Annotated in this window: 12 protein-coding genes; 8 read left to right on the forward strand and 4 right to left on the reverse strand. The window is 67.2% G+C overall.

The window, feature by feature from the left end:
* Window positions 1-237: 237 nt before the first annotated feature.
* Both AC5P6X_RS08515 and AC5P6X_RS08520 read right to left on the reverse strand, forming a co-directional pair.
* A complete protein-coding gene (locus AC5P6X_RS08515) occupies window positions 238-783 on the reverse strand; it encodes a WG repeat-containing protein (RefSeq protein WP_049433610.1) in 546 nt (181 codons plus the stop codon).
* Window positions 780-2,486, reverse strand: a complete 1,707-nt coding sequence (locus AC5P6X_RS08520; protein WP_329753702.1) for an alkaline phosphatase — start codon at window positions 2,484-2,486, stop codon at window positions 780-782. The genes AC5P6X_RS08515 and AC5P6X_RS08520 overlap by 4 nt, the downstream gene beginning before the upstream one ends.
* 153 nt (window positions 2,487-2,639) lie before the next feature.
* Between AC5P6X_RS08520 and AC5P6X_RS08525 the strand changes: the two genes are divergently transcribed.
* The gene (locus tag AC5P6X_RS08525) at window positions 2,640-3,974 is read left to right on the forward strand and encodes a dicarboxylate/amino acid:cation symporter (protein ID WP_005410518.1); all 1,335 of its coding nucleotides are present in this window, start codon (window positions 2,640-2,642) and stop codon (window positions 3,972-3,974) included.
* Between the two features lie 324 nt (window positions 3,975-4,298).
* Here the strand turns inward: AC5P6X_RS08525 and AC5P6X_RS08530 are convergent, their stop codons facing one another.
* Both AC5P6X_RS08530 and AC5P6X_RS08535 read right to left on the reverse strand, forming a co-directional pair.
* Window positions 4,299-5,072 (reverse strand): C40 family peptidase, encoded by a 774-nt coding sequence (locus AC5P6X_RS08530; RefSeq protein ID WP_005410517.1) that lies wholly within the window; start codon window positions 5,070-5,072, stop codon window positions 4,299-4,301.
* Window positions 5,073-5,203: 131 nt separating this feature from the next.
* A complete protein-coding gene (locus AC5P6X_RS08535) occupies window positions 5,204-5,782 on the reverse strand; it encodes a C40 family peptidase (protein ID WP_005410516.1) in 579 nt (192 codons plus the stop codon).
* A 73-nt stretch (window positions 5,783-5,855) separates the two neighbouring features.
* Here AC5P6X_RS08535 and AC5P6X_RS08540 point away from each other — a divergent pair, with 73 nt between their 5' ends.
* The 7 genes from AC5P6X_RS08540 (at window position 5,856) to AC5P6X_RS08570 (ending at window position 12,433) form a co-directional block, all read left to right on the forward strand.
* Complete coding sequence (locus tag AC5P6X_RS08540) at window positions 5,856-6,338, forward strand: FKBP-type peptidyl-prolyl cis-trans isomerase (RefSeq protein ID WP_012480915.1); 483 nt, start codon at window positions 5,856-5,858, stop codon at window positions 6,336-6,338.
* A 99-nt stretch (window positions 6,339-6,437) separates the two neighbouring features.
* Window positions 6,438-7,682, forward strand: a complete 1,245-nt coding sequence (locus tag AC5P6X_RS08545) for a DUF418 domain-containing protein (RefSeq protein WP_049451971.1) — start codon at window positions 6,438-6,440, stop codon at window positions 7,680-7,682.
* A 3-nt stretch (window positions 7,683-7,685) separates the two neighbouring features.
* Window positions 7,686-8,936 carry an NAD(P)/FAD-dependent oxidoreductase gene (locus tag AC5P6X_RS08550; protein WP_049451972.1) on the forward strand — a complete coding sequence of 417 codons (1,251 nt, stop codon included), beginning with the start codon at window positions 7,686-7,688 and terminating at the stop codon, window positions 8,934-8,936.
* Entirely contained in the window at window positions 8,933-10,291 is a 1,359-nt protein-coding gene (gorA, locus tag AC5P6X_RS08555) for a glutathione-disulfide reductase (protein WP_049451973.1), read from the forward strand. Before AC5P6X_RS08550 ends, gorA begins: the two co-directional genes overlap by 4 nt.
* Before the next feature lie 118 nt (window positions 10,292-10,409).
* Window positions 10,410-11,330, forward strand: a complete 921-nt coding sequence (locus AC5P6X_RS08560; protein ID WP_329756993.1) for a DMT family transporter — start codon at window positions 10,410-10,412, stop codon at window positions 11,328-11,330.
* Window positions 11,237-11,665 carry an MGMT family protein gene (locus tag AC5P6X_RS08565; protein WP_407073026.1) on the forward strand — a complete coding sequence of 143 codons (429 nt, stop codon included), beginning with the start codon at window positions 11,237-11,239 and terminating at the stop codon, window positions 11,663-11,665. The genes AC5P6X_RS08560 and AC5P6X_RS08565 overlap by 94 nt, the downstream gene beginning before the upstream one ends.
* A 93-nt stretch (window positions 11,666-11,758) precedes the next feature.
* Window positions 11,759-12,433, forward strand: coding sequence for a rhomboid family intramembrane serine protease (locus AC5P6X_RS08570; RefSeq protein WP_005410509.1), 675 nt, complete (start codon window positions 11,759-11,761; stop codon window positions 12,431-12,433).
* The last annotated feature ends 29 nt before the right edge of the window (window positions 12,434-12,462 follow it).

Raw genomic sequence — 12,462 nt, forward strand, 5'->3', positions numbered from 1 at the left:
ACAGATTTCATCCACGCAGGGCGTGGATGGTCCAACCGTCATCGGAAATCTGTCGGGGGTGGGGCGGTGTGGGTGGGCAGGACCGTTGGCGCCATGGATGGCGCCATCGAGCCCCCAGGGATGGGTTTACGGCGTGTCCTGCCCACCCACATCGCCCCACCCAACTCACAGAAAACCAGAGCCGCTTTTGATCTTGCTTTGGCGTCTGCAGGTGCAGGGCGCAGCCCTGCCGAAACTTTACTTCACCCGACGACCCGAACGGTCGATGCGGAACCACTCTCCGCCTTCCATCGGCGTGTGGCCATCGGCATCCGGCGTACCACGACGGCAACCATTGCAGACCTCGGCCACGCCGTCCTGGAACGGCCATGCGAAATCGAAGGTGCCGGGCACCACCTGGCGGAACGTCAGGTCGAAGTAACCCACGCGGTTGCCTACGCGGGCGCGCAGCAGGCCTTCCTGCGGCGTTTCCGGGCCGTTGTCCCAGGTCAGCACCGGCAGGCTGCGGCCCTTGCGGTCGACGTAGTGGAAACCCTGGTCGGCGTACACCACTGCCAGGCCGTGGTCGTCGTAATTCAGGTCCTTCAGCGTGTCGGCGCTGATCTTCGGCCGGTGATCGATCACCTCGCAGTTGGGCAGCGGCCACAACCCGTGCTCGTCGGTCAGCAGCTTGCATGCCGGTGCCTGTGCCGCTGCAGTGGCGCTGACCAGCATGCCAAGCAGGGCCAGCGACCGCGCGAAGCGGCCGCTGGCAGCGTCAGGGCGGGCCTGCCGTGCGATCACTTGGCCTCGGCCTTGCGCTCGAACGCGGTCGGTGCCGGGAGCTGCACCGGCACGCCCTTGTCATCGCAGGTGCCGGCCTGGCACAGGCGCTCGCGCAGGGCTGGGGTGGCCTGCACGATCATGTGGTAGATCGCGTTCTGTTCCAGCGTGCCGCGGATCGCCTTGCTGCCCGGGCCGCGTGCCCAGATACCGACGTCTTCGCCGCCGTGCGATTCGGACTTCATCGGCACCAGTGCTTCCTGCATGTAGTCCGGATGCTCGGTGTCGACCTCGCGCAGGTTCGGGCGGCCGTTGGCCGGTTCGAAGCTGCTCGGGTTGTGCGGGTAACGCTTCGGGCCGGCCGGCTGCTGGTTGCTGCTGCCGGTGTGGCCCGGGCCGTTGGCGTAGCTCAGCGTGGTGTACGGCTGGCCGGTGCCGTCCAGCGCGTAGTCCAGCTTGCCGGCGCCATCTTCGCCGCCCTTGTCCTTGACCTTGCCCAGGATCGGGTTGCCGCGCGCCGGGTAGCCGACGAAGTTCAGCGTGTGCGAGTGGTCGGCGGTGACGATGATCAGGGTGTCGTCGGCGGAGGTCAGTTCGTTGGCCACGCGCACTGCGTCGGACAGGGCCACGGTCTCGGTCAGTGCACGGTAGGCATTGCCGCTGTGGTTGGCGTGGTCGATGCGCGCGCCTTCGATCATCAGCACGTAGCCTTCCTGGTGCTTTGACAGATTCTTGATCGCTGCGGCCGTCAGTTCGGCCAGGCTCGGCTCGCCGCCCGGATCCTGCGGGCGCTCGTACTCGTAGCGCATGTGGTCCGGCTCGAACAGGCCAAGGATGGCCGGTGCGTTGGCGGCGGCGGCCAGCTGCTTGCTGTTCCACACGTAGGCACCCTGCGGGTGCGCCTGCTGCCATTCCCGCACCAGGCTGCGGCCATCCAGGCGCTGGCCGACCTTGTCGTCGTATTCCGGATCGCGCTCTTCCACGGTGGTGAATTCACCGCGGCCGCCACCGAGGGCGACCAGGGGGCCGCGACCATAGCGTGAGGTCGACAGCAGCTGCTGGGCGATGTCCTTGCAGCCGGCCGCCTTGGCCGCTTCGGTCAGGTCGGTGTCGTTTTCCCAGTTGCGCTCGGGCGAGTGCGCGTAGGTGGCGGCCGGGGTGGCATGGGTCAGGCGCGCGGTGGAGACCACGCCGGTAGCCAGACCGGCGCTGTCGGCCAGCTGCAGCCAGGTCAGCAGGCCCTTGGACAGGCTGTCGGCACAGTCGGTCCGGCTGCCGGCGCTGACGCCGATCGCACCCATGTGGGTCTTCACGCCGGTGGTGATGGCGGTCATGGTGCCGGCCGAATCGGGCGTCTGCGAATCGGTGTTGTAGGTCTTGCTGAATGCCGTGGCCGGGAAGCGCTCCCAGGACAGCAGGTTCTCTTCACCGGAGCCACCTTTGCGCTGGCCCTCGTAGATGCGCGAGGCGGCCACGGTGGTCAGGCTCATGCCGTCGCCGAGGAACAGGATGACGTTCTTGGCCTTGCCGGACATCGCACCGTTGGCGGCGGCCTGGGCGGCGCCACTGCGGTACCACCACTGCGGGGTCTCGCCGGCCGGGTGGGCGACGGGGTCGACGGCGACCTTGAGGCCGGCCGGGGCAGTGGCGGGGATGGTGCTGGCGCAGGCGCCCAGCAGCAGGGTGGTGGCGCAGGCGGCCAACAGGGAGACGGAACGGCGCATGGACGCTGGGATCTCACAAACTGTAACGGGACGTTCATTATGCCCGCCCTCGCAAGGCACGCCGATGACACACTGATTTGCCGGTCGGGCGGTCGTTCCCCAGCCGTTGATGGGCTATCGTGCCAGCATCCCTTCCTTCCCTCTGGATTGCCTATGAAGCTGGTCTCTGCCTGGCTGCGGATTCCATTCTGGCAGCGCGTGGTCGGTGGCTTCGTGCTCGGCGCGCTGGCCGGCTGGGCGCTCGGCCCGGCCGCGGAAACGTGGTTCGGCCCGCTTGGCGAGCTGTACGTCACCCTGATCAAGATGATCGCGGTGCCGCTGGTGTTCTTCGCGGTCATCAATGCGATCTCGTCGCTGCACGGCCAGAAGTCGGTTGCCGCGCTCAGTGGCCGCACCTTCCTCTGGTTCGTGATCACCGCTGCGTTGGCGGTGTGCGTCGGCCTGGGCGTGGGCACCGTGCTGCAGCCCGGCGCCGGTGGCCTGCAGCTGACGATGGCCAGCAATTACGTGCCGCGCGAAGTGCCCAGCGTGGTGCAGGTGCTGCTGGACGTGGTACCGGCCAATGTCTTCTATGCGCTGTCCGGTATCGGCACCAAGGTCAACGCGGCCGGCGAAACTGTGCTGGCCGCCGGCCGTGGCTCGATCCTGCCGGTCATCTTCTTCGCTGGCCTGGTCGGCTTCGCCATCGTCAAGCTCGGCGAGAAGGTGACCGAGGCGCGCAAGCTGGTCGGCCAGATGAGCGACATCATGATCCAGGTGACCCGCTTCGTGCTGGAAGTCACCCCTATCGGCACCTTTGGCCTGATCGCCGGCCTGGTCGGCAGCTACGGGTTCGAGAAGCTGCTGCCGCTGGGGCATTTCGTGCTGGCCCTGTACGTGGCCTGCGCCCTGCACATCGTGGTGGTGTACAGCGCACTGCTGCTGGCGCACGGACTGAACCCGCTGAAGTTCTTCCGTGGTGCGGCGCCGGGCATGCAGGTTGCGTTCGTCAGCTCTTCCAGCTTCGCGGCGATGCCGGTGGCACTGCGTTCGATCACCCACAACCTGGGCGTGAACAAGGATTACGGTTCGTTTGCGGTGCCGCTGGGCGCCAGCATCAAGATGGACGGCTGCGGTGCCATCTACCCGGCGCTGTGCGCGGTGTTCATCGCGCAGTACAGCGGTGTGCCGCTGACCCCTGAACAGTACGTGGTGGTGCTGATTGCTTCGGTGCTGGGCAGCTTCGGTACGGCCGGTGTTCCGGGTACCGCGGTGATCATGGCTACGGTGGTGCTGAGCGCGGCCAACCTGCCGTTGGAGACGATCGGCTACCTGTATGCCATCGACCGCATCCTCGACATGATGCGCACGATGACGAACGTGACCGGCCAGATGCTGGTGCCGGTGATCGTGGCCAAGGAAACCGGGCTGCTCGACCAGGCGGTGTATGACAATCCGTCCAGCAATGTGGGTGTGGACGACCCCGATCCGACGCCGCCACGCGGCTGAGGTTGCGTGGAGATGAAAGGCCCGCCCTGAACGGCGGGCTTTTTGTCTGGGAGCTGGCTGGCCCGGTGGCGGTCATGCCGGGTCTGGTAGATCCACGCCATGCGTGGATGGAGGCGGTGCCGACCAACGGTCGGCCCCCACCAAAGGTCAGTACCCACCAGAGGTCGGTACCCACCAGAGGTCGGTAGATCCAAGCCCTGCGTGGATGAAGGCGGTGCCGACCAAGATCGGCAGCTACCCACCATTGCGCGGGCTTAACAAAAAAGCCGCTGCAGGGCAGCGGCTTTCTCGTGTCAGGCGGCGTGGTAGCGCCAACCGGCCAGATCAGAGATCGACCCGGCGGGCCTGCATGAACTTGTTGCCCCAGTAGCCGCTGAGCAGGGTGTCCACGCGCACGTCCTTGCCCGAGCTCGGTGCGTGCAGGAAGCGGCCATCACCCACATAGATGCCGACGTGATCGACGCGGCCCTTGCGGCCGAAGAACACCAGGTCACCGGCGGCCAGCGCGGTGCGGTCGTTGATCAGTTCGGCGTTGTCGTCGTGTGCCATTTCGCGCGAGACGCGCGGCAGCTCAATGCCCAGGGCCGAGCGGAACACGTAGCCGACCAGACCACTGCAGTCGAAGCCGCTGTCCGGGTTGCTGCCGCCCCAACGGTATGGGGTGCCCAGCAGGGTCATCGCGCGACGCAGCAGCGACTGCACCTTGCCATTGTCGGCCGCGGTGCCGACAACGCTGCCATTGGCAGCGCTGCTGGTGTCGTAGTTGGCGAGGAGGCGGCTGAGGTCACCGGCCACCACGGCCGAGCGGTCCATCAGCGGAATGGTGTCGTTGGCGGCCAGGTGAGGCAGCAGGGCGGCCAGGGTAGCGCTGGCGGCGGCGTCGACGCGGCTGCGTTGCGGAGCGGCAGCCTCGGCCTTGGCGGCCGGTCGGGCGGTGCTCTCGGCCACCGGGGCCGGGCTCACATCGGAACGGTTCGGAGCAGTCTGCGACCAGGCCGGAAGGCTGGTCAGACACAGTGCCAGGCCAAGCAACAGCGGGCGGGCACTACGTGAAGATACGGAAGTCTGGCCTTCGCTTTTCAGGTCGTCAGTCGTCACGCGTCGGTCACAGGAAAAAAACGATGGGGCATCATGCCCTGTAAAAGCGCGGATAAGTTAAAAATTCCGTTAGTAATTCGTTAGTTGCACGGTGATGTTCGTCACAGTTTTGAACATATCGCCTGTTCATTTTAGCGAAGGACGCGTTTCGCCCCTGTGTAGTGGTCCTTCCAGTAGGGACCGCTGAGCGAGTCGAGGCGCACGGTGCCGCCGGTGCTCGGCGCATGCACGAAACGCCCTTCACCGACATAGATACCGACATGGGTGACGCTGCCGCGGCTGCCGAAGAACACCAGGTCGCCGGTGGCCAGGCGCTGCGGATCGATCTTCGGACCCTGTACCGCCGCCAGGTCGCGCGAGGTGCGCGGCAGTTTCAGGTCCAGCATCTCGCGATAGACATAGGCCACCAGGCCGCTGCAGTCGAAGCCGGAATCCGGGGTGTTGCCGCCATAGCGGTAGGGGGTGCCGACCAGGCTGATGGCACGCATCAGCACCGAGTTGGCCGCCTCGGGGTTGTCCGGCACGGTCTTCGGCCAGTTCGCGGTCGGCGGGGGCGGAGCGGGGCGGGTGGCCTTGCCGCCGCCGCAGGCGGTCATCAGCACGGGCAGGGCCAGCAGCAGGGCCGGGGCGAGGAGCCGGCGCAGGCCGGACGAAACTGGCGTGATGTGCATGTTCTCCGGATAATGCGCCACCTTGGGATTGGCCGTCATGATGGCGGCGTCCCCGCCGGGCGACAACCCGCCCCAACCCGCCTGCCTCCGGCAGATCCAGACAGAGTTGCGCATGAAGATCGAAAAAGACCGCGTTGTCCGCTTCCACTACACCGTTTCCGAAGTCGGCCAGGAGCCGATCGAATCGTCCAAGGACCGCGGCGAGCCGCTGGCGATCCTGATCGGCCACGGCAACATCATCCCGGGCCTGGAAAACGCCATGATGGACAAGGAAGCCGGCGCGACCTTCAGCGTTGACGTCAACGCAGCCGATGCCTACGGCGAGCGCCGCGAGGGCCTGTCCCAGCGCGTGCCGAAGAAGCATTTCGGCAACACCAAGCTGGCTCCGGGCCAGCAGGTCGTGCTGCAGACCAACTTCGGCCCGCGTGCGGTGACCGTGCAGAAGGTCGGCATGAGCGTCGTCGACGTCGACCTGAACCATCCGATGGCCGGCAAGGACCTGCACTTCGACGTGGAAATCGTCGATGTGCGCGAAGCCGGCAAGGAAGAGATCGACCACGGCCACGTCCACGGCGATGGCGGTCACCACCACTGATCGCAGCGCGATCATGATGGCAGCAACGGCCCGCTTCGGCGGGCCATTGCGTTTCTGGAACACGGCGCGGCCATCCATGGCACGCGGGCCGGCGGCATAATGGCGGACCTGCCCGACGGACGCCCCGTGAACGCCGCTTCTCCTTCCCTGCAGCCGGTGGCTTCCGGCGAACGCATCGCCGTGCTGGACGTGCTGCGCGGTGCTGCGCTGCTGGGCATCCTGCTGATGAACATCGAGGCCTTCAGCGGACCGCTGGACCTGGCCTTCACCGGCATCGACGTGCATTGGCAGGGTATCGACTACTGGGCCGATGCCTTTGTCTACGTGTTCGTGCAGGGCAAGTTCTTCACCCTGTTCTCGTTGCTGTTCGGCGCCGGCTTCGCGGTGATGGCGCAGCGCGCCGAGGCTGCCGGGCGTGACTTCACCCCGTTCTACCTGCGCCGCAGCGCTGGCTTGCTGCTGATCGGTCTGTGCCACGCGCTGCTGTTCTGGTCCGGCGACATCCTGGTGATGTACGCGTTGGTCTCGTTGCCGTTGCTGGCCTGCCGCGAGGCGCCGCGCAGCTGGCTGCCGTGGATGGGTGTAACGGTCTATCTCGGCGGTGTGGCGATGATGCTGCTGGTCGGCGCGATGGTGTCGATGGCTTCGGCGGAGGACGTGCGGAAGATGCTCGCCGACGCGCAGCAGAGCATCGATCTGCAGCGCCTGGTGTACGGGCAGGGCAGCTGGATGCAGGCCAATGCGCAGCGGCTGAGCGAGTTCGGCACGTCGATGGGGGCGATGCTGATCACCGGCCCGGAAGTGCTGGGCATGTTCCTGATCGGCAGCTGGTTTGCCGGCAGCGGCGCGCTGGCCACGCCGGATCGCTTCCCGCGGCTGTATGCGGTGTTGCGTTGGGGGGCGCTGCCCTTCGGCCTGCTGGTCACGCTGCTGGGTGTTGCCTGGAAGCCGTATCTGGCGCCGGGCGCTTACGATCTGCCGGTTACGGCGGCGATGGCGCTGGTGACGATCGGCGGCCTGCCGATGTGCCTGGGTTACCTGGCCTGGATCGTACACTGGCGCGCGCGGCTGGGCTGGCTGGCGCCGGTCGGGCGCATGGCGTTGACCCATTACCTCGGCCAGTCGCTGCTGTGCACCTGGCTGTTCTACCACTACGGCCTGGGCGCGTTCGAAACGATGCCACGCAGCGTGCAGTTGATGTTCGCGCTGCTGTTGTTCACCGTGCAGGTGGGCATCTCGCACGTATGGCTGCGCCGCTTCCGCTTTGGGCCGATGGAATGGCTGTGGCGCGCGATGACCTATCGGCAGTGGCCGCCGATGCGGCGCGAGGCCGGCCAGGGCTGATCGATGCAGGGCGCGCGCGAGGATGTGATCGTGGTCGGCGCCGGTGCCATTGGACTGGCTGCCGCACTCGCGCTGCGTGCACAGGGCCGGCAGGTACGCGTGATCGACCGTGGGCGTGTCGGCGGCGCGACCTCGCATGGCAACTGCGGCACCATCACCCCCAGCCACGCGCCACCGCTGGCAGCGCCCGGCGTGCCGTTGCGCGCGCTGCGCTGGATGCTCGATCCGCGTGCGCCGCTGTACGTGCGTACACGCCTGGACCCAGCATTGTGGCGCTGGCTGCTGCAGTTCGGGGCGCGCTGCAACGCACGCGACTGGCTGCACGCCACGCGGGCACGCGGCGCATTGTTGAATGATTCACGGCTGCGCCTGGCGCAGTGGGTGCAGACGCATGCGCTGGACTGCGAGTTCGAGGCGCGCGGTCTGGACTATGTGTTCGGTGACGCCCGCAATTTCGATCACCACGCTGCCGAGTGTGAGGCGCTGAACGCACAGGGCATTGCCTCGGCGCGCATCGATGGCACCGACTACGCGCGCGACAATCCGGCGTTCCATGATCGCCTTGCCGGTGCGATCCACTTCCCCGGCGATGCCCAGCTGCGTCCGGACCGCTACACCGCCGAACTGGCGCGCGTGCTGCGCGCACAGGGCGTGGTGATCGAAGAGCAGTCGGACGTGGAGGATTTCAGCGCCGATGCGCAGGGTGTGCGCGTGCGTGTCGGTGAACGCATGCTGCTGGCGCGCGAGCTGGTGCTGGCGACCGGGCCGTGGTCACCGCGCTGGGCGCGGCAACTGGATCTGCGCGTGCCGATCCAACCTGGCAAGGGCTACTCGCTGACCTGGTCACGACCGGCGCAGGTGCCGCAGCGTCCAGTCGTGCTGAAGGACCATTCCGTGTTCGTGATCGCCTGGCGCGAAGCGCTGCGGCTGGGCGGCACCATGGAATTCGCCGGTGCCGATCCGCAGCTGCGCACGACCCGCCTGCAGGCCTTGCAGCAGGCCGCCGACCAATACCTGCGCGCGCCACGTGGTGCGCGGCTGCAGGAGCAGTGGTGCGGGTGGCGCCCCATGAGCGTGGACGACGTGCCGTTGATCGGCCGCGCGCCCGCGCATCCTCACGTCTGGCTTGCAGCGGGGCATGGCATGCTCGGCATCAGCATGAGCGCCGGCACCGGCCAGCTGATCGCTGATCTCGTCTGCGGCCGCACGCCGGCGATCGATCCTGCCCCTTACCGACCCGAGCGATTCCGATGAGCACTGCACCCTATGATTACGACCTGATCGTCCTTGGCGGTGGTTCCGCCGGCCTGGCTGGCGCGATCCGCGCCGCGCAGCACGGCAAGCGCGTGGCGCTGCTGGAGCCTGGTGAACTGGGCGGGACCTGCGTCAACGTCGGCTGCGTGCCGAAGAAGGCCATGTGGCTGGCGGCCGACCTGCACGAGCGCATCGGCCTGGCCAGTGCGATGGGTTTCGATGTCAAGGCACGCCCGGCATTGTCGTGGAAGGAGCTGGTGATCCATCGCCAGGCCTACATCAGCAACATCCACACCAGCTACCACAAGCGCCTGGACGAAACCGGCGTGGTGCGCATTCCGGCGCGCGGTCATCTGCTCGATGCGCATACCGTGGCCTGCAGCGATGGCGTGCGTTACAGCGCTGAACACATCCTGATCGCCACCGGCGCGCACCCGCTGCGGCCTGACATCCCCGGTGCCGAACTGGGCCTGGTCTCCGATGATTTCTTCGATCTGCGCGCGGCACCGGCCGAGGTGGCGATCATCGGTGGCGGTTACATCGCGGTGGAGCTGGCCGGCCTGCTGCAGGCACTGGGCAGCAAGGTGAGCCTGCTGGTGCGTGGCCAGCGGCTGCTGGATCGCTTCGATTACGAGCTGACCGATCAGCTGGCCGAGAACCTGAAGCAGCAGGGCGTGCGCATCCATTTCGGCTATCGCCTGCGCGAACTGCAGCGCGATGGCGAACGCGTACGTGCATTCGGCCATGACGGCCCGCTCGACAGCGTGTTCGACGCGGTGTTCTTTGCCACCGGCCGCCGTGGCAACAGCCGCGATCTGGGCCTGGAAGCGCTCGGCATCGGTATCGGCGAACACCAGCAGGTGCAGGTGGACGAATGGCAGACCACGTGTGTGCCGAGCGTGCACGCGGTGGGCGACATCGCTGGCAAGGTCGGCCTGACCCCGGTGGCGGTGGCCGCTTCGCGGCGGCTGATGGACCGCCTGTTCGGTGGCCGCCCGCAGTCGAAGATGGATTACGAGAACGTGGCCAGCGTGGTGTTCTCGCATCCACCGCTGGGCGCGGTGGGCATGAGCGAAGAAGAGGCGCGCGCGCGGTTCGATCAGGTGACCGTCTACCACAGCCGTTTCCGTCCGATGCTGCAGGGGCTGGCCAATGGCACCCAGCGCAGCCTGTTCAAGATGGTCTGTGCCGGTCCGGAAGAACGGGTGGTGGGCATCCACCTGCTGGGCGAAGCGGCCGACGAGATCCTGCAGGGCTTTGCGGTGGCGGTGAAGATGGGCGCGACCAAGGCCCAGTTCGACGACACCGTGGCGATCCACCCGACCTCGGCCGAGGAAGTGGTGCTGATGCGCTGAGCTGGACGGTTTTAGAGCCGAGCCTATGCTCGGCTCTCCAGGTCATCAGGCGCACCCATGCGACAATGGACGCCCTTGCGCCTTCCCTGGCCGCCCCGTGCGGCCCGCCGTCGTCCTGATGTCCAGCCCCGCTTCCCGTATCGCCACCGCTTCCCCACGCATCGCGCTGGGAGGCATCGGCCTGGCCGCGATCGGCGCCATCGCCGCCTCCGGCAAGGCCATCATCGTCAAGCTCGGCCTGCGTCACGGCGTGGATGCCACCACGCTGCTCGCCCTGCGCATGCTGATGGCGCTACCGCTGTTCGTGCTGATGGCACTGTGGGCCGCGCGCCGGGCCGAGCCGCTGTCCTGGGCCGACCGTGCCCGCGTGTTGTGGCTGGGCTTCACCGGCTACTACCTGTCCAGTCTGCTCGACTTCCAGGGGCTGCAGTACATCAGCGTGACCCTTGAGCGCCTGATTCTTTACTTGAACCCGACCCTGGTGCTGCTGATCAACGTGCTGCTGGCGCGCCAGCGGCCGGGTCGGTGGCAGATCGGCGCGCTGGTGCTGAGCTATCTGGGCGTGCTGCTCGCCTTCGGCCACGATCTGCAGCGCGAGGGCGGGCAGATCATCGTCGGCAGCCTGCTGGTACTGGGCAGTGCGCTCAGCTACGCGCTGTACCTGTTCGGCAGTGGGCAGGTGGTCGCACGCATCGGCGCGGTGCGGTTGACCGCCTATACCAGCTGCGTGGCCAGCGTGCTGGTGCTGCTGCATTTCGCGGTGACCCATCCGCTGCCGTTCCTGTGGCAGGCACCGGCGCCAGTGCAATGGCTGTCGCTGGTCAATGCCACCGTGTGCACGGTGCTGCCGGTGCTGGCGATCATGCTGGCGGTGCAGCGCGTGGGTTCGTCGCTGGCCGCGCAGGTCGGTATGCTGGGCCCTGTTTCCACCATCGTGATGAGCCTATGGCTGCTCGACGAACCGATGGGGCCGGCGCAGATCGCCGGCACCGTGCTGGTACTGATCGGCGTACTGCTGGTGACCCGCCTGCGGCGCTGACACCGGAGCAGGCGCGTGCGCGCATCCTGGCGGTGATCCGCGCGATCCCCGTAGGGCAGGTGATGGGTTATGGGCAGGTAGCGATGCGCGCGGGCCTGCCCGGGCGTGCACGCCTGACCGCGCGCATCCTGGGCCAGAACGACGACCCGGACCTGCCCTGGCACCGCGTGCTGCGCTCGGATGGGCGCATCGCCATGGAAGAAGGGTCGGCCGGATGGCGCGAGCAGTCACAGCGGTTGCGCGCGGAGGGCGTGGTGGTGGAGAACGGCCGGGTGCGGATGCCGGCGGCTGATCCGGCAGCGGCACTGGATGCCGCTGTGTGGGGCCCGGGATGAGCACCGCTGGCGACTGAACAGGCCGGACCTGAGGGCCGCCAACAAGACACGGTGCTGCGGCTATGATGGAGGCCGTTCCATGCCGGTACTCCCATGTTCCCGCGACTGCCAACCGTCACCAAGGCCCTGCTGATCGCCAATGCGATCCTGTTCCTGCTGCAGCAGCCGTTCCTGCTCGGCATGCAGACCTTCGAGCCGTTCATGCTGCAACCGCTGCAGCAGGGCTTCGATGCGTTCTCGCCGGGCGGCAACTTCCAGCCGTGGCAGCTGCTGACCTATGGCTTCCTGCATGGCAGCTTCGGCCACCTGTTCTTCAACATGCTGGCGGTCTTCATGTTCGGCGCGCCACTGGAGCAGACCTGGGGCGAGAAGCGCTTCCTGCTCTATTACCTGGTGTGCGTGGCCGGAGCCGGCGTGTGCCAGCTGCTGGTGGGCACGCTGCTGGAAAACCCGGCGACGGTGCTGGGCGCCTCCGGTGGCGTGTTTGGCCTGCTGCTGGCCTACGGCATGCTGTTCCCCAACCAGCGGGTGATGCTGCTGTTCCCGCCGATCCCGATGAAGGCGCGTACCTTCGTGATCCTGTTCGGCGTGGGTGAGCTGGTGCTGGGCATGACCGGCTGGCAGCCGGGCGTGGCCCATTTCGCGCATCTGGGCGGCATGCTGTTCGGCTGGTTGCTGATCCGTTACTGGCGCGGGCAGCCGCCGTTCAACAAGCGTCGCCCGCCCGGTCCCCCGAAGCGCCCGAACCATCTGCGCAGCGTCAAATGATCCGAAGGATCATTTGACGCCGTAGGTGC

The sequence above is a fragment of the Stenotrophomonas sp. YJH_SMC_40 genome (assembly GCF_059368615.1).

Bases quoted from the DNA above. Each gene is read 5' to 3' on its own strand.
- AC5P6X_RS08520 (WP_329753702.1), bottom strand. From the start codon at position 2,486: ATGCGCCGTTCCGTCTCCCTGTTGGCCGCCTGCGCCACCACCCTGCTG.
- AC5P6X_RS08525 (WP_005410518.1), top strand. From the start codon at position 2,640: ATGAAGCTGGTCTCTGCCTGGCTGCGGATTCCATTCTGGCAGCGCGTG.
- AC5P6X_RS08535 (WP_005410516.1), bottom strand. From the start codon at position 5,782: ATGACGGCCAATCCCAAGGTGGCGCATTATCCGGAGAACATGCACATC.
- AC5P6X_RS08540 (WP_012480915.1), top strand. From the start codon at position 5,856: ATGAAGATCGAAAAAGACCGCGTTGTCCGCTTCCACTACACCGTTTCC.
- AC5P6X_RS08545 (WP_049451971.1), top strand. From the start codon at position 6,438: ATGGCGGACCTGCCCGACGGACGCCCCGTGAACGCCGCTTCTCCTTCC.
- AC5P6X_RS08550 (WP_049451972.1), top strand. From the start codon at position 7,686: ATGCAGGGCGCGCGCGAGGATGTGATCGTGGTCGGCGCCGGTGCCATT.
- gorA (WP_049451973.1), top strand. From the start codon at position 8,933: ATGAGCACTGCACCCTATGATTACGACCTGATCGTCCTTGGCGGTGGT.
- AC5P6X_RS08560 (WP_329756993.1), top strand. From the start codon at position 10,410: ATGTCCAGCCCCGCTTCCCGTATCGCCACCGCTTCCCCACGCATCGCG.
- AC5P6X_RS08565 (WP_407073026.1), top strand. From the start codon at position 11,237: ATGGCTGCTCGACGAACCGATGGGGCCGGCGCAGATCGCCGGCACCGT.
- AC5P6X_RS08570 (WP_005410509.1), top strand. From the start codon at position 11,759: ATGTTCCCGCGACTGCCAACCGTCACCAAGGCCCTGCTGATCGCCAAT.